20 protein-coding genes are annotated in these 24,309 nt (G+C 71.6%); 15 read left to right on the top strand and 5 right to left on the bottom strand.

Annotated features, from left to right (window positions below; genetic code table 11):
* Nucleotides 1-2: 2 nt before the first annotated feature.
* Entirely contained in the window at nt 3-1,010 is a 1,008-nt protein-coding gene (locus tag ACFYOB_RS13755; RefSeq protein ID WP_388559192.1) for an AfsA-related hotdog domain-containing protein, read from the bottom strand.
* 255 nt (nt 1,011-1,265) lie between these two features.
* On the opposite strand from ACFYOB_RS13755, the gene ACFYOB_RS13750 reads away from it, so the two are divergent.
* The 14 genes from ACFYOB_RS13750 to ACFYOB_RS13685 all read left to right on the top strand — a co-directional run bounded on the left by ACFYOB_RS13750 (nt 1,266) and on the right by ACFYOB_RS13685 (nt 16,211).
* On the top strand, nt 1,266-2,654 hold the full coding sequence (locus ACFYOB_RS13750) for an MFS transporter (RefSeq protein WP_388559189.1): 1,389 nt from the start codon (nt 1,266-1,268) through the stop codon (nt 2,652-2,654).
* A gap of 112 nt (nt 2,655-2,766) precedes the next feature.
* Nucleotides 2,767-3,315, top strand: coding sequence for a hypothetical protein (locus tag ACFYOB_RS13745; RefSeq protein WP_388559186.1), 549 nt, complete (start codon nt 2,767-2,769; stop codon nt 3,313-3,315).
* A gap of 269 nt (nt 3,316-3,584) precedes the next feature.
* Complete coding sequence (locus ACFYOB_RS13740; protein ID WP_388559183.1) at nt 3,585-4,583, top strand: AIR synthase-related protein; 999 nt, start codon at nt 3,585-3,587, stop codon at nt 4,581-4,583.
* A gap of 246 nt (nt 4,584-4,829) precedes the next feature.
* Nucleotides 4,830-5,429: an acyltransferase gene (locus ACFYOB_RS13735; RefSeq protein ID WP_388559181.1), complete on the top strand. Its 600-nt coding sequence runs from the start codon at nt 4,830-4,832 to the stop codon at nt 5,427-5,429.
* Between the two features lie 432 nt (nt 5,430-5,861).
* Nucleotides 5,862-7,031 (top strand): hypothetical protein, encoded by a 1,170-nt coding sequence (locus ACFYOB_RS13730; RefSeq protein WP_388559178.1) that lies wholly within the window; start codon nt 5,862-5,864, stop codon nt 7,029-7,031.
* Nucleotides 7,028-7,807 (top strand): WecB/TagA/CpsF family glycosyltransferase, encoded by a 780-nt coding sequence (locus ACFYOB_RS13725; RefSeq protein ID WP_388559175.1) that lies wholly within the window; start codon nt 7,028-7,030, stop codon nt 7,805-7,807. Before ACFYOB_RS13730 ends, ACFYOB_RS13725 begins: the two co-directional genes overlap by 4 nt.
* Nucleotides 7,807-9,063 carry a nucleotide sugar dehydrogenase gene (locus ACFYOB_RS13720; RefSeq protein WP_388559172.1) on the top strand — a complete coding sequence of 419 codons (1,257 nt, stop codon included), beginning with the start codon at nt 7,807-7,809 and terminating at the stop codon, nt 9,061-9,063. Before ACFYOB_RS13725 ends, ACFYOB_RS13720 begins: the two co-directional genes overlap by 1 nt.
* Before the next feature lie 3 nt (nt 9,064-9,066).
* Nucleotides 9,067-10,191 carry a non-hydrolyzing UDP-N-acetylglucosamine 2-epimerase gene (gene wecB / locus ACFYOB_RS13715; protein WP_388559169.1) on the top strand — a complete coding sequence of 375 codons (1,125 nt, stop codon included), beginning with the start codon at nt 9,067-9,069 and terminating at the stop codon, nt 10,189-10,191.
* 51 nt (nt 10,192-10,242) lie between these two features.
* The gene (locus tag ACFYOB_RS13710) at nt 10,243-11,076 is read left to right on the top strand and encodes a chain length determinant protein (protein ID WP_388559166.1); all 834 of its coding nucleotides are present in this window, start codon (nt 10,243-10,245) and stop codon (nt 11,074-11,076) included.
* 10 nt (nt 11,077-11,086) lie between these two features.
* A complete protein-coding gene (locus tag ACFYOB_RS13705; protein WP_388559163.1) occupies nt 11,087-12,592 on the top strand; it encodes a lipopolysaccharide biosynthesis protein in 1,506 nt (501 codons plus the stop codon).
* 10 nt (nt 12,593-12,602) lie between these two features.
* A complete protein-coding gene (locus ACFYOB_RS13700; RefSeq protein ID WP_388559160.1) occupies nt 12,603-13,709 on the top strand; it encodes a hypothetical protein in 1,107 nt (368 codons plus the stop codon).
* An 8-nt stretch (nt 13,710-13,717) separates the two neighbouring features.
* Entirely contained in the window at nt 13,718-14,515 is a 798-nt protein-coding gene (locus ACFYOB_RS13695) for a glycosyltransferase family 2 protein (protein WP_388559157.1), read from the top strand.
* 41 nt (nt 14,516-14,556) lie between these two features.
* The gene (locus ACFYOB_RS13690) at nt 14,557-15,234 is read left to right on the top strand and encodes a class I SAM-dependent methyltransferase (protein WP_388559154.1); all 678 of its coding nucleotides are present in this window, start codon (nt 14,557-14,559) and stop codon (nt 15,232-15,234) included.
* Nucleotides 15,228-16,211: a class I SAM-dependent methyltransferase gene (locus ACFYOB_RS13685; protein ID WP_388559151.1), complete on the top strand. Its 984-nt coding sequence runs from the start codon at nt 15,228-15,230 to the stop codon at nt 16,209-16,211. Before ACFYOB_RS13690 ends, ACFYOB_RS13685 begins: the two co-directional genes overlap by 7 nt.
* 8 nt (nt 16,212-16,219) lie before the next feature.
* Here the strand turns inward: ACFYOB_RS13685 and ACFYOB_RS13680 are convergent, their stop codons facing one another.
* Together ACFYOB_RS13680 and ACFYOB_RS13675 are read right to left on the bottom strand one after the other, a co-directional pair.
* A complete protein-coding gene (locus ACFYOB_RS13680) occupies nt 16,220-17,215 on the bottom strand; it encodes a glycosyltransferase (RefSeq protein WP_388559148.1) in 996 nt (331 codons plus the stop codon).
* Nucleotides 17,146-19,179: an O-antigen ligase family protein gene (locus ACFYOB_RS13675; RefSeq protein ID WP_388559145.1), complete on the bottom strand. Its 2,034-nt coding sequence runs from the start codon at nt 19,177-19,179 to the stop codon at nt 17,146-17,148. Before ACFYOB_RS13675 ends, ACFYOB_RS13680 begins: the two co-directional genes overlap by 70 nt.
* Nucleotides 19,180-19,258: 79 nt before the next feature.
* On the opposite strand from ACFYOB_RS13675, the gene ACFYOB_RS13670 reads away from it, so the two are divergent.
* Complete coding sequence (locus tag ACFYOB_RS13670) at nt 19,259-19,948, top strand: hypothetical protein (protein WP_388559142.1); 690 nt, start codon at nt 19,259-19,261, stop codon at nt 19,946-19,948.
* Nucleotides 19,949-19,965: 17 nt separating this feature from the next.
* Here the strand turns inward: ACFYOB_RS13670 and ACFYOB_RS13665 are convergent, their stop codons facing one another.
* Together ACFYOB_RS13665 and ACFYOB_RS13660 are read right to left on the bottom strand one after the other, a co-directional pair.
* Complete coding sequence (locus tag ACFYOB_RS13665; RefSeq protein ID WP_388559139.1) at nt 19,966-21,012, bottom strand: glycosyltransferase family 2 protein; 1,047 nt, start codon at nt 21,010-21,012, stop codon at nt 19,966-19,968.
* Nucleotides 21,009-24,308 carry a DUF4082 domain-containing protein gene (locus ACFYOB_RS13660; RefSeq protein ID WP_388559136.1) on the bottom strand — a complete coding sequence of 1,100 codons (3,300 nt, stop codon included), beginning with the start codon at nt 24,306-24,308 and terminating at the stop codon, nt 21,009-21,011. Before ACFYOB_RS13660 ends, ACFYOB_RS13665 begins: the two co-directional genes overlap by 4 nt.
* Nucleotide 24,309 lies beyond the last annotated feature (1 nt).

The raw sequence follows: 24,309 nt of genomic DNA, 5'->3' as shown, positions 1-24,309 counted from the left end.
CCTCAGTAGTCCTGGACGACGGACGTGCGGGCCTCGGCCACCGCGCGGCGGCGCTGCGTCAGGGTGAGCGTGACCGGTACGGAGGGCCGCCCCGCGGCGTCGTGCCCCAGCGGCCCGGCCACCGCCACGCAGCGCAGCGGCAGATCGAGGTCCGCCTGCCCGCGGAAGTGCACCTGGCAGGCGCCGATCGCGCTGCGCGCCGGGTTCAGCCCGTGCGCCCGGCCCGCTGCGAGCAGCGAGGTCTGGCGCAGTGCCTCCATCAGGTGCAGTCCGGAGAGCTGCCCGTCCTCGCCCGCGAACACGGGGCTGATCTGCCGGGAGAGCAGCCAGGTGCTGATCCGGCCGCGTGCCGCGTCGGTCGGTTCGCTGATCACGGTGTTCTCGGGGGCGTAGCGGCCCGTCTCGGCGGAGTCGGCCGGCCGCAGCGGGCCGTCCGGCGCGTCGTCGAGCTCGGGCGCGGCCCGCAGCGCCTGCCGGGAGTGCTCCAGGTGCCTGCGGTAGAGCTTCGGCATGAGGAATACCAGACCGGCGGCGCCCGTCGCGCACGGGCGGCCGTCGATCACCACCTGCAGGTGGAAGTCGAGTCCGCGCGGCACCTCGTCGACCACGTTCGCAGGGCGGGCCCTGATGTGGGTCTCCATGGGTACGGGGCCGGCGGGGGCCCCGTCCGTACGCCAGGCCGAGAGGTCGGTGAGGTCGAGAGTGAAGCGGTAGAAGAGACCGGGGCGGTCCTCCGGCACGCCGAAGTAGCGGTGGCCGACGAACTCGCCGATCTCGCGCATGGTCTCGGTCGCGATCTGCAGATCGTGGAAGTGGCCCGGACCGTCGTTGAAGAGCGGATGGGCGACGGGGGTCGCGCCGACGAGGGTGAAGTTCTCCTCGCCGAGGCTGGGGACGTCGAGACCGTAGTGGGCCCGCGAGGGCGGACGGTGGATCAGGTGCTGGGCCGCCGCGGCCCCCGCGTGGCCGTGGACGGCGGGGGGCGAGGTCGTGCTGTTGTCGACTGTCATGTCCCTCTCCTAACTCTCGCGTCATGGTGGAGCGGTGGTCGAGCGGCCAGCCAGCCGGTGCCGTTGGCAGGAAAGTGCATGGCAGGAACTCATGCGTTCCGCATCGGCCCCCATCCGTGGTTGTGGGCTTTAGTCACCTCCAAGGGGGAGGACGGACCCTGCTGTACGAGAGCCCCGCCCCCCGGGATGTCCCCCCACCCCCCGGGCGGGGCCTTGCCCCGCGCCCACTCGACCGATCCCGGAAGGGAGCCCCCGATGACCACCACAGGTACCGACACCGTGCGGTCGGCGGAGTCGGCGGAGTCGGCGGATTCCGCGGCCGGGGCCGGCCCCGCGGGCCTGTCGGCCCGGCTCCGCTTCGGCTACGCCTCGGGATCGCTCGTCACGGGCACGTTCACCACCCTCCCCGGCCTGCTGCTGCTCCCGTACCTCACGGACACCCTGGGGGTGGGCGCCGCGCTGGCCGGCGCGATCGTCTTCGTACCCAAGGCCTGGGACGCCTTCCTCAACCCGCTGGTCGGGCGCGCCAGCGACCGCACTCGCAGCCGCTGGGGCGCGCGCCGCCCGTACGTCCTGTGCGGCGGGCTCGCGACGGCCCTGGCCTTCGCGCTGACCTTCGCCGGCCTGCTGCCGGGCACCGGCGGCGCCTGGCTCACCGCGGGCGGATACCTGCTCACCGCGACCGCGTTCGCCTTCTTCCTGGTGCCGTACGTCGCCATGCCCGCCGAGCTCAGCGACCGGCACCAGGACCGCATGCGCCTGGTCGGCGGACGGGTGGCCGTCATCGCAGTGGCCGCGCTGGTCACCGGCGCGGCCGGACCCGCCCTCATCGACGCCGGGGGCGGTGGGCTCGCCGGACACCGGTGGGTGGGGGTGTTCGGCGGGCTGGTCATCGCCCTCGGAGCGGTCTGGGTCTTCGCCGGAACCTCCGGCGGGGGCCGGGGCGGCCCCGTCGGCCCCCGCGTCCTCCAGAGCGAGCCGAGCCTGCGCCGCCAGTTCGTTGCCGCCCGCGGCAACCCGGCCTTCATGGCGCTGCTGCGGTGCGTGGTCGTCCAGTCCGTCGCGACCGGCGTCCTGCTCGCGGGCGCGCCGTACTTCGCCGAGCACGTCCTGCGCGACTCCTCCGGGGTCGGCGCGCTCGTCGCCGCGTTCGTCGCGCCCAACCTCCTGACCATGCCGCTCTGGTCGAGGCTGCGCGCCGGCCGCCACGGATACACCGTCGCCTCCGCCCTGTTCGCCGCCGGGTGCCTGCTCTTCCTCGCCGCCCCCGCACTGCCCGAAGGCGCCGTACTGCTCACCATGGCGCTGGCCGGCACGGGCCACGCGGGCCAGCTGCTCTTCCTGTACGCGATGCTGCCGGACTGCATCGCCAAGGACACCGCCCGGACCGAACGCCGCCGAGCGGGCGTCCTGTCCGGCCTGTTCAGCACCGGCGAGGGACTGGGTGTCGCCCTCGGCCCCTTCCTCTACGGCCTGGTGCTCCAGCTCTGCGGCTACGTCCCCTCCGGCACGGGACGGGCCGCCGAGCAGACCTCGACCGCCGAACTCGGCATGCTGGCCGGCTTCGCGCTGCTCCCCGCCCTGGCCACGGCGGTGGCCGTCCTCCTGCTGCGGGGCTACGACCGCACGGACCACCCCTACTGACCGTTCCTGACGACCTGGGGAGAATCCAGGGGTCTCTGATTCACTGGGGGACATGGGGATCGGGGCATTAGGTGCAAAGGCGCGACGGTTGGTGGCACACGAGGGGCGGTGGATGACGAGCCTCGGGCTGTGGGTGGCGCGGCGCACTGACGGGGTCGGGGACGTGGACATCGCTGTCGGGTATGCGCGTGCTCAGGCGCCGACGGCGTATGGGCTGGTCTTCGTGTTCGTGGTTGAGACGGTCGGCGTTTCCTTCATGCTCGCCGCGTATCCGGTCGCCCATCTGATCATGCTGCTCCTCGACCTCTACACGGTGTTTCTGGTACTGGGGCTGCACGCCGCGGCCGTCACACGCCCACACGTCGTGGGGCCGGGCGGGCTGCGGGTGCGGCGCAGTGCGGGGCTCGACCTGTGGATACCGCTGGAACGGATCGCGTCCGCTCGCTACGACCTCCGGTTTCCGGACGCGAACAAGTCCGAGGACGGTGTGCTGGACGTGGCCATCGCGTCGCAGACCTCGATCACTGTCGAACTGGCCCAACCAGTGACCACGGTAAGTCTCTTGGGGAAATGTACGGAGGTCCACACGGTCCGCTGTCACGCTGACGAACCGCGGGCCGCCGTCGCGGCCATCAAGAAGGTGTTACCGATCAAGAGCTGACGCCGCCACTCCGCGGATCGTCTCGTTGCCGAACCCTTTGCCGCTCTCGCCGTCAGCGGCGAGGAACCAGCGTTCGGCTTCCCGGTGTTCCCGCCACTCGGTTTCGGTGAGCTGGGCGGCGGCACTCATCCATGCCGGAACACACTCACCCGGTCAACGTCCAGCAGTCCCAACCCCTCATCGGACGCCGGGAAGTTACGGGTATGCGGGGGACCGTCCGCGCAGGATGATGGGACGATCATGACTCGCGGGCTTCGGGGGATGCTTTCGTGACGTACACACAGGAGTGGGACACCGGCCAAGTCGGCTTCGGCCCGGAGGTACGGGCCCTGATCGAGGAATCGCTCCTCCCCGGCCCCGTCGTCGACCGCGCCGTTCCCGATGGCGCCGTCCCCGTCCCCGTCCCCGACCCCGCCGTCGTCGTACGGTCCGGTACGTACGTCGTCGACCCGCCCTTCTTCGGCAACGGGGACATCGGTCGCGTCGCCGTCTGCGGAGCCGTCAACGAACTGGCCGCCACCGGAGCCGATGTCCGCCACATCGCCCTCGGCATCGTGCTGGAGGCCGGGCTGCCGCTGGACCTGGTGCGCAGGCTCACCGCCTCCGTCCGGGGCGCGGCCGCCGAGGCCCAGGTCGCCATCGCCGCGGTGGACACCCAGGTCGTCCGCGCGGGCGAGGCCGACCGGGTCTTCGTCACCGCCACCGCCTTCGGCGTGCTCGGCGGCCCGCCCCTGGAGCTCGGCTCGGTCAGGCCCGGCGACCGCATCGTGGTGACCGGGCGCCTGGGCAGCCACGCCGCCCACCTGGTCTCGCTGCGCGACGGGCTCGGCTACGAGCACCACGTACCCAGCGACTGCGCCCCTCTGGGAGGCCTGCTGCGCGCGGTGGGCCCCGACATCCGCCACGCCCGGACGGTGGTCGCGGGCGGCCTGGCAGAGGTCCTGCGCCGGTGCGCCGCGGGCCGCGGCCTGACCCTGCGGGTCGAGGAGGCCGCCCTGCCCGTCCGGTACGAGGCCCGCGTGGCCCTCGGCGCCCGCGGCCTCGCGCCCCTGGACGCGGCCTGCGCCGGGTGCCTGTGCCTGTTCGTGGCCCCGGAACGCACCTCCCAGGTCCTCACCCGCCTGCGCGCCCACCCCTACGGCCGCCACGCGACCGTGGTCGGCGAGGTCACCGCCGACCCGCTGGGCGAGGTGGAGTTCCGCACGCCGGACGGCCGCCTCCACACCCGCACGGTCCCCTCGGGCACGGTCCCCGAACGCCTGCTCTGACGAAGGGCTGACGCGGCACGTGTGCGAGATCGCCGCCGACTTCGCCGAAGAGGTGGCGCCCGAGGTCCCCGACGTGCCGGGCCGGCCGGCAGGACTCCTGCGGGGCCAACTCCGTTTTCTGAACAGTCGGTTGATCCACGTATGCGATGCCCTTGGGCGGCATATGCTCGGACCGCGCGTACGGACGCACGGACGGCCGTACACACGCGCGTCCGAACGCCTCGCGAGCCGTAAGGGGACCGTCCCGTGAGTGTCCGCATTCAACCTTCCTCCCAGGTCGACGAGACCGCCGAACTCGGTGAGGGGACCACCGTCTGGGATCTGGCGCAGATACGGGAGGAGGCCCGGCTCGGGCGCGGCTGCATCGTGGGACGCGGGGCGTACGTCGGGCCCGGCGTACGGATCGGGGACAACGTCAAGCTCCAGAACCACGCGCTCGTGTACGAGCCCGCCGAGCTCGGCGACGGGGTGTTCATCGGCCCGGCGGTGGTGCTCACCAACGACTTCTACCCGCGCGCGGTCGACCCCGACGGCCGCCTCAAGCGCGGAGGCGACTGGGAGGCGGTCGGGGTCGTGGTGGCCGAGGGCGCCTCGCTGGGGGCCCGCTCGGTGTGCGTGGCCGGGGTGCGCGTCGGGCGCTGGGCGCTGGTCGCGGCCGGCGCGGTGGTGTCCCGGGACGTACCGGACTTCGCGCTCGTGGCGGGGGTGCCGGCCCGGCGGATCGGCTGGGTGGGCCGGGCCGGGGTCCGCCTGGTGGAACACGAGGACGAGCCGGGCGTGTGGGAGTGCCCGCGCACCGGCGCGCTGCACGACGAGAAGGACGGCACGCTCGTCGAGCGCATCTGACGGTATGTCGGCAATTTAGGGCTTCGGCATTTCGTCAAAACCACAAACAACGAACAACCGTGGGCATACCGTGTCCCTGCACACGGGATCTGAGCAGGCAACAGGCCTGGCTCAGTGGGGGGTTGTACACGACGAGGGCACCGCGGGCAGTGCGCCGGCGGCGCGGTTCCACCGCGCCTGCGGCGGCTGCCGTTGACGCGCGCGCCCCAGTCCGACGGCATCGCTGGGGGGTCCAGACGCAGCCGTCGGACGGCTCGTGCCATCGGTGGGGATTCACCGGCGGCACGTGCGCCGTCATGCGCGATTCCCCTCCGCGGAGTGACGACCGCCAGGTCCGTCCGAGGAGCGATCAGAGGGGGTAGGTGTGTTGGAGCCGGAGAGCTCGGACATACGGGGTGCACGCAGCACCCGGGGAGTCGGGGTGGGGACCCGATGACCGCCGCACGATTAGAGGCACTGGCCCGCGAGGACCTGCCGCTGCACGCCCTCGCCGAGCGGCTGCTCGCCCTGGCCGAGGCGGGGCTGCCCGCGATGTACCTGCCGGGCGCCGAGAACTTCGTGTTCACGCTGGTGGGGACCGTCGCACCCGACGGCACCCGCCGCCTGGAGCGGCGGGGGACCAGCACCCGGTACGCGGCCATCACCGCGCTGGGCGCGCGGTTCCTGCCGGAAGACCGGCAGCGCGCCCTGTTCGGCGGGCTCACCGCCGAGCAGTTCGCGGGGCTGCTGGTGGAACGGCTCCCCGGGGTGACGAACCTCGGTGACGCGGCGCTCATCGCCTGGGCCGCCGCCGAGACCGGCCACCCCAAGCTGTCCGACGCCCTCGAACGGGTCGCCGCACTCGACGTACCCGGGCGGCCGCAGTACACCGTCGAGGCCGCCTGGGTCCTCTCTGCCCTCGTCGCGGCCCGCGCCGCGGTGGACGTGGAGGACCGCGTCGCCGCCGCCCGCGACCGGCTGCTCGCGGCGAAGACCGCCGGCAGCCCGCTGTTCCCGCACGCCACAGGGCCCGGGCTGGTGCCCGGATACCGGTCCCACGTGGCCTGCTTCGCCGACCAGACCTATCCGCTCCAGGCGCTGGCCCGGCTGCACGCGAGCGGCGGCGACTCCGAGGCCCTCGCGGCCGCGGACGCGTGCGCCGCCCGCATCTGCGCCCTCCAAGGGGACGGCGGACAGTGGTGGTGGCACTACGACGCCCGCCACGGCGGCGTGGTCGAGGGCTACCCCGTCTACAGCGTCCACCAGCACGCCATGGCTCCGACGGCCCTGTTCGACCTGGCCGACGCGGGCGGCACCGACTTCGGAGCCGAGATCCGCCGCGGCCTGCGCTGGATGACCGAGGTGCCCGAGCTCGCAGGGCCCGACGGGACCCCGCGCGAGCCCATGATCCGCGACGACTTCGACGTCACGTGGCGCAAGGTCTACCGCGGCGATCCGATGAAGGCCGTCCGCGCCGCCCGCGGACTCACCACCCGCGTGGCGCCGCACGCCCGGCTCGCACCCCTGGACCGGGTCTTCCGCCCCGCCTCGGTGGACCGCGAGTGCCGCCCGTACGAGTTCGGCTGGATGCTGTTCGCCTGGCTCGGGGGGCTGCCGAGATGAACCGGACCCAAAGGCCGTCCCTCTTCGGGATCTCACTCGACGCCCTGACCATGGACGAGACCGTACAGCGCTGCCTGGACGCGGTACGGCGCGGCGAACAGATCGAGATCGGCATGGTCAACGCCGCGAAGTTGGTCAACATGCGGCGCGACCCCCGCCTCGCCCAGGCGGTCGCGGGCTGCGACCTGGTCCTGGCCGACGGCCAGGCCGTCGTCTGGGCCGGGCGCCTGCTCGGCGTCCGGCTGCCGGAACGCGTCGCGGGCATCGACCTGTTCATGCGCCTGCTCGCCGCCGCCCAGACCGCGGACATCCCCGTCTACCTGCTCGGCGCCGAACAACGCGTCCTGGAGCTGATGCTCCAGGAGATCTCCGCACGCTTCCCCGAACTGCGGGTGGCGGGCAGCCGGAACGGCTACTTCGACGACTCCGCCCAGGAGACGATCGCCGACGCCATCGCCGACAGCGGCGCCCGGTTGCTGTTCCTCGGCATGACCTCGCCCAAGAAGGAGATCTTCACCGCCGGCTACGGCAAGCGCACCGGCGCCCACGTCGTGCACGGTGTCGGCGGCTCCTTCGACATCCTCGCCGGCATCACCAAGCGGGCCCCCATGCTCTGGCAACGGATGGGCCTCGAATGGTTCTACCGCACCCTCCAGGAACCGCGCCGCCTCGGCAAGCGCTACCTCACCACCAATGTCGCCTTCCTCCTCATGACGGCCCGGGAACTCATCCGCCGCACACCGTCACCCGCCCTTTCCGCGAACAGGAGTCACTGATGCGCGTAGTCGTCGTGGGACAGGGATACGTCGGCCTGCCACTGGCCATCAGGGCCGCCGAGGTCGGACACCAGGTGATCGGGTACGACGTGGACGCGCGGCGGGTCAAGAGCCTCGCCGCCGGTGAGTCGTACGTGGAGGACGTCTCCTGCGAACGGCTGACCCGGGCACTGGAGAACGGCAGCTACCGGCCCAGTGAACTCGCCCGGGACTGCGGCGGCTTCGACGTCGCCGTCGTCACCGTCCCGACCCCGCTGCAGGACGGGGCGCCCGACCTGCGCTACATCGAGGAGTCGGCGCACACCCTGGCCCGCTTCCTGCGCCCGGGCGCGACCGTGGTCCTGGAGTCCACCACCTACCCGGGCACCACCGAGGAGCTGTTCGCGCCGATCCTGGAGGACGGATCCGGGCTCACCGCGGGCGAGGACTTCCACCTCGGCTACAGCCCCGAGCGCATCGACCCGGGCAACACCGTCTGGGGCTTCCAGCAGACCCCCAAGGTGGTCTCCGGCGTCGACGCGCGCTCCCTGAAGGCCGTCGAGGCCTTCTACGGGCAACTCGTCGACACCACCGTGCCGGTGCGCTCGCCCAAGGAGGCCGAGCTGGCCAAACTGCTGGAGAACACCTTCCGGCACGTGAACATCGCGCTCGTCAACGAGATCGCCATGTTCGCCCGCCACCTCGACATCGACGTCTGGCAGTCCATCGAGGCCGCGTCCAGCAAGCCCTTCGGCTTCATGAAGTTCACCCCGGGCCCGGGCGTCGGCGGTCACTGCCTGCCGATCGACCCCTCGTACCTGAACTGGCGGGTGCAGCGCGAACTCGGCCAGAACTTCCGCTTCGTCGAACTCGCCAACGACATCAACAACCACATGCCCGAGTACGTGACGCGCCGCGTGATCGACGCGCTCAACGCCAAACGCCGCTCGGTCAACGGCTCCAAGGTCCTGCTCCTCGGGCTGGCGTACAAGAAGAACACCGGCGACGCCCGGGAGTCGCCCGCCGTACGCGTCTCGCAGCTGCTCCTCGACATGGGGGCCAAGGTCCGCGCGGCCGACCCCCACGTGGTGGAGAGCATCAAGGTCGACGCCCGCCTCGTGCGGGTCGAGCCGACCCGCAAGGAACTGGCGGCGGCCGACGTGGTCGTCCTGCTCACCGACCACGACTCCTTCGACTACGGGATGATCACCGAGCACGCCTCCTTCGTCCTCGACTGCCGCAACCGGTTGTCCGGACCGACCGTGGAGGTGCTCTGAGCCATGACCGTGACGAAGATCGTGTGCGTCGCCGGAGCGCGGCCCAACTACATGAAGATCAAGCCGGTGATGGACGCACTGGAGCGCCGCGGCGCCGAGGTGGTCCTCGTCCACACCGGACAGCACTACGACGAGTCCATGAACGACGTGTTCTTCCGCGATCTGGGCATCCGCACCCCCGACCGATACCTGGGCGCCGGTTCCGGCACCCACGCCCAGCAGACGGGGAGGGTGATGGCCGCCTTCGAGCCGCTGCTCGACGAGGTGGCCCCGGACGCGGTGGTGGTGGTCGGCGACATCAACTCCACGCTCGCCTGCGCCCTGGTGACCGCGAAGGCCGGCCCGCTGCTGGCCCACGTGGAGGCGGGCCTGCGCAGCCGTGACTGGAGCATGCCGGAGGAGGTCAACCGCGTCGCCACCGACCGGGTCAGCGACTACCTGCTGGCGCCCTCGCCCGACGCCGCCGCGAACCTGCGGGCGGAGGGCTACCGGGACGACCAGATCCACGTCGTCGGCAACGTCATGATCGACACCCTCCTCGCCAACCTGGACCGGGCCAGGCAGTCCGACGTCCTGGACCGGTACGGGCTGACCCGGGGCGGATACGGCCTGGTCACCCTGCACCGCCCGGCCAACGTGGACGACCCCGCGGCCCTCGGCGGCCTGCTGAAGGCCCTGGGCGAGATCGCCGTCCGCTGCCCCCTGCTGTTGCCCGTGCACCCGCGGGCCGCCGAGCGACTGGCCGAACTCGGCGTGCCGGGCGGCATCCGGCTGGTTCCGGCTGCCGGATACCTCGACTTCATCGCCCTGCAGGACTCCGCCCGCCTGGTGCTCACCGACTCCGGCGGCATCCAGGAGGAGACCACCGCGCTGGGTGTGCCCTGCGTGACGCTGCGGGAGAACACCGAGCGGCCCGTGACCGTGTCGGAGGGCACGAACGTACTGGCGGGCACGGATCCGGAGCGCATCGTGGCCACGGTGAACCGGGTGCTCGACGACCCGCCGGCCGCCCGCTGCCCCGAGCTCTGGGACGGCCGCGCGAGCGAGCGCATCGCCGCGGTCCTGCTGGACGGCGGGACCGCGCGGACCCGGCCCAGGCCCACCGACCTCGTCCCGCGGACGCCGTAACCGCACCGCCCGCACCAACCGCACCAACCGTGTGACAAGAGGGGGAAGACCATGGACCTCGCCGAGATATGGCGGGTCATGCGCAGGCGCTGGTACGTGCTGCTGCCCGGACTGCTGATCACCGGGGCGCTCGTCGTCGGAGTCCACCTGGTGGTGCCGGTGACGTACCGGTCACAGAGCACCGTGACCCTGCTCAACTCGCAGAAGGCCACCGAGGCCTACGACGGCAACCCCTTCCTGAGCACGCAGACCTCCCTCACCGGCATGGCCGACGGGCTCGCCCGCAACCTCAACTCCGACGACTCGTTGGCCGACCTCAAGGAGCTGGGGGTCACCGGAACGCCCGAGGCGAAGATCGCCGACAATGCCCTGGGCCCGTTCATGTGGCTCATTGCCACCGGGAGCGACCCGGACCGCGTCCAGGAGTCGGACAAGAAGCTCACCGCCTACGCCGAAAAGCGGCTCACCGAGCTCCAGGCGAAGCAGAACGTCGCCCCGGACGCCATGATCCGCATGGCGACGGTCGTGCCGCCGCAGAAACCGGTGGCCGAGACCAAGACCAGGCTGCAGTACCTCGTCATGGCCGGGGGCCTGGGCCTGGTGCTCAGCCTGGTCGCCGCCTTTTACGTGGAGGCGCGCAGGAGGCCGCACAAGCCCGAGCCCGAGCCCGAGCCCGAGCCGGAGCCGGAGGCCCAGGGCTCCGAGCCGGAGCAGGAGACGACCGTCCCCGTCCCCTCGACCCGCGAACCGGTCGTGGAAAGCACGCTCGCCATCCGGCGGCCGCCCACCTGGGCGCGGTCCGCCGAGGACGGTCCGGCCGCCGCAGAGCCCACGGCGCCGCAGCCCGTCACGCCCGTGGGGTCCGCCGCCGAGCCGCTCGACTAGGAGTCGACTCATGGACACCGTCCGCGCACCGGACAGTGAGACCGGTGAGCCGAGCGACGCCCCCGCTCCAACCGCTCCCGCACTCCTCGCTTCTTCCTCCCTCGGCCGGAAGGTCCGTTCGGCGGCCCGGTGGAGCCTGATCAATACCGTCGTCATGCGCCTGGGCAACTTCGCGACCGGCATCGTACTGGCACGTTTCGCCCTGGGCCCCGCGGAATGGGGCGTGTACGGGATCGCCCAGACCGTGCTGCTGGTCCTGCTGTCCGCGAACGAGCTGGGCGTGGGCCTGGCCATCGTGCGCTGGGAGGGGGACGCGCGGCGGTTCGCGCCGACCGTACTGACCCTCAGCACCCTCTCCAGCGGACTGCTGTACGTGGCGCTGTTCGCGGCGGCACCGACGGTGGCCGGCCTGCTCGGCTCGCCGGACGCCGCGGGCGTACTGCGCGTGATGTGCCTGTGCGTGGTGATCGACGGGGTGGCACAGGTGCCCGGCGGCTTCCTCACCCGTGAGTTCGCCCAGGGCAAGCGGATGGTCATCGACGGGCTCAACTTCGTGCTCAGCACGTCGGTGACGCTGCTGCTGGCCTTCGAGGGCTGGGGCGCGATGAGCTTCGCCTGGGGAGCCGTGGCGGGGAACGTCGTGACGCTGATCGGCTGCTGGCTGGCTGCACCGGGCACTGTGAAATTCGGCTGGGACCCCGGGCAGGCCCGGGCGCTGCTGAGGTTCGGGCTTCCGCTGGCAGGGGCGAGCATGCTGGCCCTCGCAGTGGTCAACGTCGACACCATGGTGGTGGGCGCGACGCTGGGCAACGTGTCCCTGGGCTTCTACGTGCTCGCCTTCAACGTCTCCGGCTGGCCCGTGAGGGTCATCTCCGAGGCCGCCCGCCGGGTCTCCTTCGCCGGCTTCTCCCGCCTGGCCGACTCGCCGCAGGCGCTCGCCCAGGGCTTCAGCCGAGCCCTGGGCGTACTGATCACCGGCACCGTCCCGCTGTGCGTCCTTCTGGCCGGCCTCGCGGGGCCGGTCATCCAGCTGATCTACGGGAGCCAGTGGGTTCCCGCCGCCGCGGCACTGCCCTGGCTGATGGCCCTCGGCCTGATCCGCATCGGCGGCGAACTCGCCTACGACTGCCTGGTCGCGATCGGACAACGCCGCTCGCTCTTCCTGGTGCAGGGCCTGTGGCTGGCAGCCCTGGTCCCGGCACTCCTCGTCGCCGCCCGCCTGAACGGCATCGTCGGAGTCTCCCAGGCCCATGTCCTGGTCGCCGGCGGCATGGTGGTCCCGGTATTCCTGTTCGCCCTCAGCCGCGGAGGAATCGGTGTCGGCTCGATCGCCAGGGCCTGCGCGTGGCCCTTCCTCGGCGGGGCCGTGATGGCCGCGATCATCCTCGGCCTGGAGCACCGGTTCGGCGACGGCCGGCTCGCGCTCCTCGCCATCGCCGCGATCGCCCTGGCCGGCTACACGGTGTGCGTACTGCCCAGTCGCGCCTTCCTGCGCGGCGTACCCAACAGGACGTGAGGTGAGCCTGATGTCACGGCGCATCAGCCGGAACCCGCTCGCGGGACTGCTGCTCGCAGCCCTACTGGCGGTCCTGGGCGTGGCCTGCTCGGGATCGGGCAGGTCCGCGCTGCCGGGCTGCCCGGATGACGCACCGACCTGCCCTGCGAGCGGGTCCCCGGCGACGCCGAGCGCCGGTCCGTCGACCGCAGCCGGTCAGGCGACCGGCAGCCCCGCCGCCTCTGCGTCCCCGACGGGTAAGCCCACCGCGACGGCGGGCGCCGGCACTGCGTCCGGCACACCCGCGGCCAAGCCCGCTTGCGCCTCTCCCGGGGCCTGCGGCTTCCCCGACGCCGGCACCACCGGTCCGCGGATCCCCCTCACACCCCGCAAGACCGGGTACATGGCCGTCCGTACCGACGGGCTCGTCATCCGGGGGGAGGACATCACCGGCTCGCTCGACATCTATGCGAACGACGTCACCGTCATCGACACCAAGATCACCTCGGACAGCTGGTGGGGCATCAACCTGCGCCCCGGTTTCGGCGGCCTGCGGGTCCTGCACTCCACCATCACAGCCGTGCCCGGCAAGGGGCCGGACAACGGCGGCGTGGACTACGCGGTGTCGAACATGGGGGGCAGCTCCATCGAGGTCGGCTGGTGCGACATCTCGGTGTTCGGCGACGCCCTGTCCATGGGGCAGGGCAATCTGCACGACAACTACGTCCACGACATCGTCCCGTTCGTCAACCTGGGCGGCGAGTGGCAGCACACCAACGCGGTGATCAGCGGTGGGGACGGCACCGGCGAGATGATCATCCGGCACAACACCCTGCTGAACCCGACCAGCCTCACGCAGGGTGCCTCGGGGAGCATCGGCCTGTTCGCGGACACCGGGGTGGTACGCAACGTCACCGTGGACAACAACTGGGTGGCCGGCGGCGCGTACGCCCTCTACGGCGGCAGCACCGGCGCCACCGGGATCAAGGTCACCGACAACGTCTTCTCGACGCAGTACCACCCCGCCTCCGGCGGCTACGGCGTGGTCGCCCACTGGAACCACGGCGGCGACGGAAACGTGTGGCGGAACAACCGGATGTCCGACGGCCGCCCGATCGAGCCCGAGCCGGCCCCGTGAGCGGCCTCATGCGCCGCGTCGCGCGGGCGCCCTGGACGCTGCTCAAGGCGTTGTTCGGCTGGCTGGCGCTCTTCGAGGCCCGGAACAAGGTCCTGCTGGCCCCCACCGCGGTGCGGCTGCTGCGGATCGAGGACTCCGAGACCCGACGGCTGGCCGCGGTCCTGCCGTCGCCGCCCTCGGCGATGGTCGCCACGGTGATCGCCACCCACCGGCGCCCCGAGGAGCTGCGTGCCGCGGTGCGCTCGGCCCTGGACCAGACCGTGTCCGACCAGGTCGTGATCGTGGTCGACGACGGCGCGGGACTCCCGGAACTCCCCGACGACCCACGACTGTTCGCCGTGTCGCTGGCACTGAACACCGGTGTGGCGGGTGTCGTGCGCAACGTGGGCATCCGCCTCACCCGCTCGCGGTACGTGGCGTTCCTGGACGACGACAACCTCTGGGAACCCGACCATCTGGAACGGACGCTGGCGGTCCTGGAGTCTCCCGACGGGCCCGACGGCGTCTACACGGCGCTGCGCCGCGTCCTGCCCGACGGCAGCGAGATCGACGTCCTGTCGGTGCCCTACGACCGGCGCCGCGCCGCCCGGGAGGCCTTCCTGGACACCAACGCCTTCGTCGCACGCCGCAACCGCTCCCTGCACTTCAGCCGTCTGCGCCGGACACCGGAGGTGCTGCCCCGCGAGGACTGGGAGCTGATCCGCCGCTACGGCCGCCGGCACCGGGTGCTCCATGTACCGCACCCCACCGTCCGATACCTGATGAACCCGGCCAGCTTCTACACGCAGTGGCGACAGCCCAGTTGAGGCTTGCCCCCCTTCCGCTCCGACCACAGGTGGTTGATCCCATGCCCCGATCCCGGGCCCTCAGAAACAAGTTCGTCGACGCACCCGGCTCGCTGGGCGAACGACTGCGCATCGCCCGCTGGCAGCGTTTTCAACGCTGCTTCCCCGGCATCGAGAGCATGAGCGTCGTGGACCTGGGCGGGACGGCCGAGATGTGGCTGCGCGCACCGGTGCGCGCCAAGCACGTCCACCTGATCAATCTGGAGGAACATCCCGCCGAACTGCCCGACTGGATCACGGCGGAGGTAGCGGACGTCACCGACCCGGCGGTCGCCGCCGAACTGAGCAGCCACGGTGGCTATGACCTGGTCTTCTCCAACTCGACCATCGAGCACGTGGGCGGCCACAGCCAGCGCCGCCGGTTCGTCGCCGCCGTCGAGTCCCTGGCGCCGCTGCACTGGATCCAGACGCCGTACCGCTACTTCCCGGTCGAGCCGCACTTCGTGGCGCCCGGCTTCCAGTTCCTGCCACTGGCCGCCAGGACACGCCTGGTACGGCACTGGCCGCTCGTCCACAGCCGTCCCGACAGCCCGGAGTTGGCGATGAACGCCGTGATCAACATCGAGCTGCTGACACGCGCCGAAATGCGCTACCTGTTCCCCGGATCGGTGCTCCTCGGCGAGCGGGTGCTCGGTGTCACGAAGTCGCTGACGGCCGTACGAACGGAGCGCGCATGCTGAACAACCTGATCAACAGGCATGATGCGGACCGGCTGCTGCGCAAGGTGCGACGGCTGGAACTGGACCCGGTGCTGGCCAAGCTGCGGGTGCGCGGCGGCGCGCGGGTGGTCCAGCACTGGTCCCAGGTAGACCCGTCGCTGACCGAGTGGTGGGCCATACCGGGGGTCATCAAGCGGTGGAACCTGCTCATGACCGGCGACGCGGACACCTCCTATCCCCAGTACGTGGCCGCCAAGCACTTCGCGCCGCGCACCGATCTGCGCGGCCTCTCGCTGGGGTGCGGCACCGGCGGAAACGAACTGCTCTGGGCGAAGACCGGTGCGTTCGCTCTCCTGGAGGGCGTGGACGTGGCGCAGCAGCGGATCGACTTCGCCACCCGCGCCGCCGCCGAGCACGGCCTCGCCGAAGTCCTGCGCTTCCGGGTCACCGACGTCAACCGGATGACCAGCGACGGGGAACGCTTCGACGTGCTGCTGGGCCTGCAGTCGCTGCACCACTTCGACGACCTCGACCAGACCCTGCCACGCCTGTCCCGACTGATCGAGCCCGGCGGGACGTTCGTGATCGACGAGTTCGTCGGCCCCACCCGGTTCCAGTGGACCGACCGCCAACTGGACGCCGCGAACGCGCTGCTGGCCCGGCTTCCCGAGGAGCGGCGGCGCCTGGCCGACGGCCGGATCAAGCGCCGCGTCGTGCGGCCCAGCAGGCTGTCGATGGTCTTGGACGACCCCTCGGAGGCGGTCGACGCGGCGGCGCTGCTGCCGGGCCTGCGACGCCACTTCGAGGTGGTCGAGGAACGGCCCTACGGGGGCACGGTGCTGCACATCGCGTTCTCCGGGATCGCGCACAACTTCCGTGACCAGGACCCGGAGACGCTGGCGCTGCTGGAGCGGTGCTTCGCCGCCGAGGACGCGGCGCTCCCGGAGGTGGGGCACGACTTCGTCGCCATGGTCTGCCGCCCACGCAGCGAGGGTTAGGGGGACGGTCAGGGCCCCGGCGTCGTACGCAGGGCGCCCGGCCGGGCGAGTGCGGCCGCGGCCGCGCGGCTGGCCGGGCGGCCGAGCGCGGCTCGCGAGGTCTCCCGGAGCAGGACGGCGGCGCGGAAGGCGGCCGTGGCGAGGGCGCCGTGCCGGCGCCGGTACAGACGGACGCGGTTGAGGGTGAGCAGCGTCCAGAGCCGGGGCGAGATCCGGGAGTCACCGCCGAGGTGTACGGCTTCGGCTGCCGGCTCCAGCCGGGTGCGGTAGTCCCGGTCCCGCGCACGCAGGCAGTATTCGGTCTCCTCGGAATAGAGGAAGAAGGACTCGTCCCACGGGCCGCAGGCGGCCAGGCAGTCCGCGGAGAGGGCCATCAGGGCTCCGGTCGCCCAGTCCGCGTACGTGGGCCGCCCGTACGCGGCGGGGTCGGTGACCAGTTCGCCGAGGCGGGGGAAGCGCCCGGCCCGGCGGTTGCCGATGACGGCCTCGCCGAGGGCGCGGGACACGCTCGACTCCCGGCGGAGCGAGTGCACGAGGGTACGGCCGTCGTCCTCGTACAGCAGCGGGACGCTGATCCCGACCCTGCCGCCCTCGGCCGGCGGGGCGTCGAGCGCGTCCACGAGCACCTTGGCGCAGCCGCGCCGCATCCGGACGTCCGGATTGCACACCAGGGCCGCACGGAAGCCGCCTTCCCACGCGGCGGCGGCCCCGAGGGCGGCGTTCACCCCGGCCGCGTAGCCGGCGTTGCGGCCGGTCTGGACGACGGTCGCGTCCGGGGCCAGCGAGCGGACCAGGTCCACGGTGCCGTCGGCCGAGTCGTTGTCGGCGACGACCAGGCGCCAGTCCAGCCCGGCCATGCCCTCCGGCAGTGAGGCGAGGAACTCCGGGAGCACCCCGGCGCTGTTCCAGGTGACGACGAGAACGGCAACGGGGCCTAGGGGGCCGACGGGACCGACGGGACCGGCGGAGCTGACGGGACGGACGGGTCGGACGGGACCGGGCACGGGGACTCCACGGTTCGGGGCTTCGGCGCCTCGCGCCGGATGAAGCCGAGGTAGCTGCCTCCGGCGGCGATCGTCAGGAAGAACATCCCCGCGAACATCGGGAAGCTGAGGGCGTCGAAGGTGGCGCTGATGACCAGGGAGACCAGGGCGGAGGCGAAGAAGGCCTGCCCGAGCTCACGGTCGGATTCGGTACGGGCCAGCCTGCGGATGGCACCGCCCTGGTGGACGCCGGTGAAGATGAGGACCAGGAGCGCGATCAGCCCCAGGAAGCCCATCTCGGCCAGCGTCAGCATGTACTGGTTGTCCGTGAAGAAGAACAGCTCGGGCAGGAACGTGCCGAAGCCGCGCCCGAACAGGGGGCGTTCGTCGAGGTAGGGGACGATCGCGCTGTACTTGACGGTGCGCGCCTGGGTGCTGCTGTCGGAGTTCGCCAGGAAGGACCCGAACAGCGTGGTGATGGTGCCGATCAGTCCCGGGACGATCACCTTGAAGCAGGCCACCGAGCCCAGCAGCAGACCGATCGCGGCCCACCTGCGCTGCGGCTTCCAGCGCAGCACCATCACCAGGACCACGATGAGCGCCCCGATGATGGAGGTCCGCGACACCGTGAGCGGCAGGGCGCCTCCCATCAGCGCCACCGGCCCCCAGCGGCGCCAGCCGCTCAGGTGCCGCCGCACCGGGTCGAAGGCCTGGTGCACGGCGAAGGGCAGCAGGATGGCGAGCATCCCGCCGAACTCCAGGGGATGCGCCGTGGTGGAGCGGGGCCGGGTGAAGGAGCCGCGGTCCATGGCGGTGAGCTGGGCGGCGGCCGACTGGAGCCCCGGGATGCTGATCTTGTCGGCGATGTTGGTCGCGCTGAAGAAGTCGTAGTAGCCGATCGCGGCCACCACCGCCCCCATCACCACGACCCGGCGCAGCAGCACGTCCAGGCGCGCCCGGTCCTGGATCCCCGCCGAGACCAGCACCACCAGGGACACCCACACGAGCAGCCCGATCAGGCCGCGGTCCGCCGCGAGGACCTCCTTCTGCGAACTGCCGCGCGTCGCGTTCGCGAGGTACGAGGCCAGCACCGACACGGCCAGCAGGCACATCACGACCCGGGACAGCCGGGTGCCCGGGGCCGGCCGGATGCGGCCGGTGATCCAGGCCGCCAGGTACCAGAAGAGGCCCAGCAGCGCGAACACGTTGGCCGGGGTGCCCACCCCGCCCATCCCCGGCAGCGTCAGGTTCGAGGGGATGAAGAAGGCCAGCGCCAGATATCCGCTGAGCAGGGCGACCGCGTCCAGTTGCCGGCCCCGGGCCCGCCGGTGCGCACGCCAGGCGCGCACAGCGGACGACCCGTTCGCGCGCCTGCGGCGCAGGGCCACCACCGCGGTCTCGGTCACGAAGGACAGGGTGAAACCGGCCGTCGTGCACAGGATGATGACGCCCAGCACCTGCTGGTAGCGGCTCTTGAGCTGGGGCCGCGGGGTCTGCGGCAGCACCACCGGGGCGGTGTGGACGAAGTACTCGGGCTCGACCTTGGCCGCGGCCTGTAGCGCCCCCAGCTGCTCCCCGGCGAAACCGGTGAGGATATTGGTCTCGCGGAGCACCTTCTCCCGGTCGGTGCCCGTGACCGTCAGCGTGAGCATCGGGCCCGAGGCGTTCGCGGCGAAGGAGACCGCGTACGGGTCCGTGACGCCGAGGCCGTGCAGATCCCGCGCCGCATCCGTCCCCGACAGGGCTCTGATCAGCACGTCCGCGGTCACGACCAGCGAACCGCCGGCGTTCGCGATGGGATTGCCGAAGGTGGGCGCCAGTTCGGCCACCGCCTTGGAATCGGTCAGCGCCACCGAACTCTGCGACTGGTACGCCACCGGCACCGACCGGTACAGGTGCACGGCCGCCAGGAGGCCGATCAGCGTCAGCGGCGCCATCACGTACCAGCGGCGCCGCAGCACCGCGAATATCTCACCGATGGTCACTGACGCCCCCACGAGGTACGGGATTTGATGGCGTGCCGACGCGTGTCCTGCAAGGATCGATCGCGACGAAGGGAATCGTGTGTCGCCTGGTGAGTTGGTCCGCGCGCTGCGTCGGCGCTGGTACGTCCTGGTCGTTGCGATGGCGCTCGCGGCCGCCGGCGCCTACCAGGTGCTCCGCCCCTCCGTGACGTACCTCAGCTCGGCCATCGTGGTGCTCAAGCCACCGGTGACCGGCAGCCAGCCGAACCAGCTCGTGAACCTGCAGCCGCCGCTCGCCGCCGTCTCCTACGCGGCGGTGCAGCAGCTGGACTCGCCCGCCGCGGAGGCCGAGCTCAGGGTCGCGGGAGTCACCGGCACCTACCGGCTGATCCCGCGCAACAGCGGCACCAGCGTGACCCCGCGCTACCTGATCCCCTCCCTGCAGATCCAGGCCGAGCAGCCCGGCGCGGCCGCCGCCGACGCCACCGTACGGAAGATCATCGAGCTCTACACCAAGCACCTGACGGACCTGCAGACGGAGCAGGGCATCCCCGAAGCGGCGCGGATGAGCGTCACCCTCCTGGTGCCTCCGAACGCGGTGGCGCAGACCGGCACCAAGAGCCGGGGTCTGGCCGGATCGGTTCTGCTGGCCGGGGTCGTGGGAGTGCCGGCGGCCCTGTGGACCGACCAGGCCCTGCTGCGCCGGAACCGGCGCCGGCGCGAAAGCACCGACGCCGGCCCCGGGAGCCACGTCCGGGAGGCCGAGCCGATGGCCGCGGCCTCCCGCTGAAGACGACGGGTGGTCCATCAGATCCCTCGGCGCTTCCAGGACCGCCACCACAGCCACTCGCGCCCCCGGTCGGCGACGGCCGAGAGCACCAGCGGCTGGAGGTACGGCATGACGCGCGCCCCGATGCGACGGCGCCGCAGCAGCGCCCGGTACTCGGCGAGCGAGGTGTAGCCCGGCAGGCACTCGGCGGCGAACTCCACGAGCTCGTCGACCGGCACCACCGCGGTCCGTCCCCGGTCGTAGGCACGGTAGGCGCGGCGCAGCGCGTACCGGGCGAGCCGGGTGCGCGCCGCCACCGACAGCCGGTCGGCCTCCGGGAGCAGCCCGGCGCACTTCTCCAGCACGGAGTCGAAGGCGACGAGCCGCTGGCGCAGGTCGTCCAGCTGCCCGCCGAAGTCCGTGGTGGACATGTTGCCGCCGTGGACGCGGTAGAAGGCCTGATCGGCGCCGCGGACGTACCCCACGTCGGCGTGCGCAGCGAGCCGCATCCACATCTCGATGTCGCCGGCGTGCGGGAGCTGCGGATCGTAGCCCCCGACCTTGCGCTGGAGACTGGTACGGACGACCACCTCGGGTGAGGTGATGCACCCGGTGCCCTCCCGGAAGCGCCGCTCCAGCCACCACCGTCCGGGGTAGACGACCGACCCCTTGCCTTCCGTACGGGCCGCGGGCAGCGGCCCGCCGTGCTGGAAGCGCAGCGGCCGGCCGTAACAGAAGCCCGCCTCCGGATGCGCGTCGAGCACGGCGGCCGCCCGCACCAGGGCTCCGGGGACGAGCCGGTCGTCCGCCGAGAGCAGTGCGACGTAGTCGCCTTCGGCCCATTCCAGGAGGCCCTCGTTGTAGGTGGCGATGTGGCCCTGGTTCTGCTCGTGGACCCGTACCTCGATCCGCGGGTCGGCGGCCGCCAGGGCGCGCGCGACGGTCGCGGAGTCGTCGGGCGAGGCGTCGTCGATGATCAGGACGCGGACGTCGACGCCCTCCTGCTCGTCCAGGACGCTCTTGACGCAGTCGGCCAGGAAATGGCCGTACTTGTAGCAGGGGATCACCACACTGACCGTGCTCACTGGCCGGCCACCTCCGTGGAGCCGGCCGCCTGCGCGGCCGGGGGAGTCGTGGTGAAGACCGGGCCGACCCAGTAGTTCACCGAGCCGAAGGTGTTCGCGGGGAACACCGTGGCGGAGCCGTACTTGTAGAGACCGTTGCCGGCACCGGCGCCGCCGTCGGCCGGGGCGACCAGCGGATAGGAGCGGTGCGCGCCCGTGAAGTAGCCGCCGTCCACCGAGTACCTGCCGTTCGGCGCGTGGTAGGAGGCCACGTACGAGGTGCCCGCGGTGATGTGCACCGGCGTGGCGAAGTGGAGCTGCTGCCAGCCGGACAGGGTCTCGCTGCCGAAGGTGCCGGTGGCCAGGAGCGTGCCGCCCGCGGACCACAGGCTGCCGGTGTGCGTGCCGGTGTTGCCCGGACCCTTGTAGAAGGTGACGCCGGTGACGTAGCCGTCGACCGCGGACTGGAAGCGGGTGCCCAGTTCCACGGAGTTGGTGTCGTCGCCCACGTTGGCGGTACTCGGTGTCGCCCCGGCGGTCCACAGGGTGCACGGGCAGTTCACCGACGGCGGGCTCGCGCTGGTGGTGAAGTTCCACGTGACCGGCGCGGCCATGGTGTTGCCCCACAGGTCGGCGGCCTGGACGGACGCCGTGTAGGTGGTGTTCAGCGCCAGTTCGGACGACGGGGTGAAGGTGGCGCTGTTCACCGTGTCGAGGACCTTGGAGCCCGGGACGGCGGCGCCGCCCGGGTCCTTCAGGGTGAACACCAGCGTCTCCGCGTCGATGCCTTCGCTGAAGGTGGCCTTCAGCGCCGCCGTGATCGGGGTGGCGGTCGCGGCGGACTGCGGCGAGGTCGAGCTCACCGAGGGCGGGGTCGTGCTGGCGGTGGAGGTGTCCAGCACCGCGTCCACCCAGTAGTTGCTCCCGGAGGAGGCCGTGGACGGGAACCCGCCGGTGGCGCTGTAGCGGTAGACGCCGTTGCCGCCGTCGGTGCCGCTGCGCAACGCCGTGAGCGGGGCCAGCCCCGCGTCACCGGCGGCGAAGGTGGTGTCGAAGGAGTAGCCGCCGTGCGGGGCGAAGTAAGAGGCGATGTACGTGGTGTTCGGCTTGACCGGCACGGGGGAGGAGAAGTTCAGCTGCTGCCAGCCGGAGGCCGTCTCGTTGGTGAAGGTGCCCGTGGCCAGGCGCTGCCCGGAGCTGCTCCACAGGCTGCCCGTGTGGGTGCCGGTGTTGGCGGGCGACTTGTAGAAGCGGACGCCGGTGATCGACCCGGCCGCCGAGGAGCGGATCTTCACGCCGAGTTCGACGGCGCCGCCGTCACCGGCGTTGACGGTCCCGGGAACCGCCGCGGCGGGCCAGACGGTGCAGGGGCACTGCTGGGGTCCGATGGTGAGCGGCACGGTGGTGGTGGTGCCGATGTTGACGCTGTCGTCCACCGCGCGCACCTTGATCTGTACGGAGCCCGGGGCGGTCGGGGTCCACTTGTAGCTCCAGGACCCGATTCCCGTGGTCGCCTTCCAGGTGGTCCCGCCGTCGGTGGAGACCTCCACCCGGGCCACCACGCCGCCGCCGCTGTCGGCCGCCGTGCCGGTGATGGTCACGGGCCGCAGCGCCGGAACGGTGGCGTTCGCCGCCGGGCTCGTCACCGTGACGACCGGGCCCGCCGTGTCCGTGGAGGCGGTCGCCGCGACCAGGTTGCTCTGCAGGGACCTGGGCTGGACGCCCATGTCGGCGAAGACGTTCACCGTGGCCTGCTGCATGCGCTTGTCCTCGGTGACCACCGCGTCGTCCGGGTTGCCGGTCGGCATGTTGGTCAGGCCCCAGGACCACTGCACGGTGCCCGCACCGAACACGAGGGCGTGCGAGGCCGGGTCGCGGAAGGCGACCAGGCTGTGCGTCGCGGTGCCGTTCCCGTACGTGTTGCCGTAGTCGAGCCGGAGTTTCCCGTCGTCGATGTCCACCGTGGTGGACGACATCTGGATCTGCCCGGCCGGCCGGTGGCCGTCCTCCACGTCGCTGTCCCACTCGTAGCCGAGCGTGCCCGACGGGAAGGTGGCGGTCTGGGACGGGGTCAGGTTCGCGACCGTGGTGTTCCGCCACAGCCGCATCTTCGCGAAGGAGCCCGGCACCGTGATCGCGTCGCTGCGGTAGCCGTTCACGCTGAACAGCGAGCCGGTCAGCTGGTTCTGCGGCTGGTAGGTCCGCCCGTTGGTGCCGCTGGCCGGGTCCATGAACGTGCCCGTCCAGATCCCGCTCGGGTCGGGGACGCCGTTCGGCTGGGGGAAGGACAGTTTGGTCTCCTTGTAGCAGACCAGGGTCCGGTTGGCGGTGTTGGCGCCGTCGATGCTCGGTGCGAGGCGGGTCTTCCAGAAGACCTCGTTGCCGCTGAAGTACGTCTGGTGCACCCCGGCACGGCGCGCGTTCAGCGCGTTCGTGAACTGCTCCTGGGTCCAGTACTCGTCGTGCCCCGAGGACATGAAGACCTTGTGGTTCTGCAACTGCGTCGCGCCGCGGGTCGACATGTCGATGCCCGACATGTAGCTCACGTCGTAGCCGTTGCGTTCCAGCCACGAGATCATCTGGTACTCGGACCCGTAGATCCCGTTCTCGCCGCCGATGTCCAACGGGCGGTTGTAGCTGACCTCGTACGCCCGGCCGTCGGGGGCGGGGCCCCCGCCGTCGTACAGGTCCTGGCCGCCGTAGTTGTTGTACGCCTGCCAGGTCTGGTCGCTGGTCTGCACCACGATGTCGGAGTGGCTGGAGTCGTTGCGGACGACGAACGGGTAGGGCATCACCCCGTTCCCGTCCGCCTGGTCGAAGTTGGCCACGTACAGACCGGAGACGGCGTCGGCCGGCACGGTCCACGTCGCGGTGACGGGCCAGTTCCCGCAGTCGACCAGGCCGGTCGACGGCTTGGTGGTGCAGCTTCGAGGGTTGCCGCCGGGCGTGAAGTTCGCCGGGTACGTCTGGGCCGCCTGCGCCGCGGTCGACAGCAGGCGGGCCCCGTTGCCCCCGTAGTGGCCCAGCCGGTAGACCGAGACACGGTACGGGGTCGGCGACTGGATCTTGAACTGCACGGTCTCGCCCGCCTGGACGCTCATCTGGGCACTGAAGCCCTTGATGTCGCCGTACGCGCTGGGTGCGAACCAGTCGGACATCGGCGTGCCCGGCTTGGAGTTCTCGCACACGACCGCGTTCGTGCCGGGACCGCACGGGTCGGCCGCACCGGCGACCGTGGACGGGGGCAGGACCGTTGCCATCAGGGCCGCGATCACGGTGAAGAGACCGTAACGGAGCAACCTTGTCCGTTTGTTCATC

The organism is Streptomyces sp. NPDC006463 (assembly GCF_042870715.1).
GTDB lineage: Bacteria > Actinomycetota > Actinomycetes > Streptomycetales > Streptomycetaceae > Streptomyces.
This window is presented reverse-complemented; position numbering and strand designations above follow the sequence as displayed.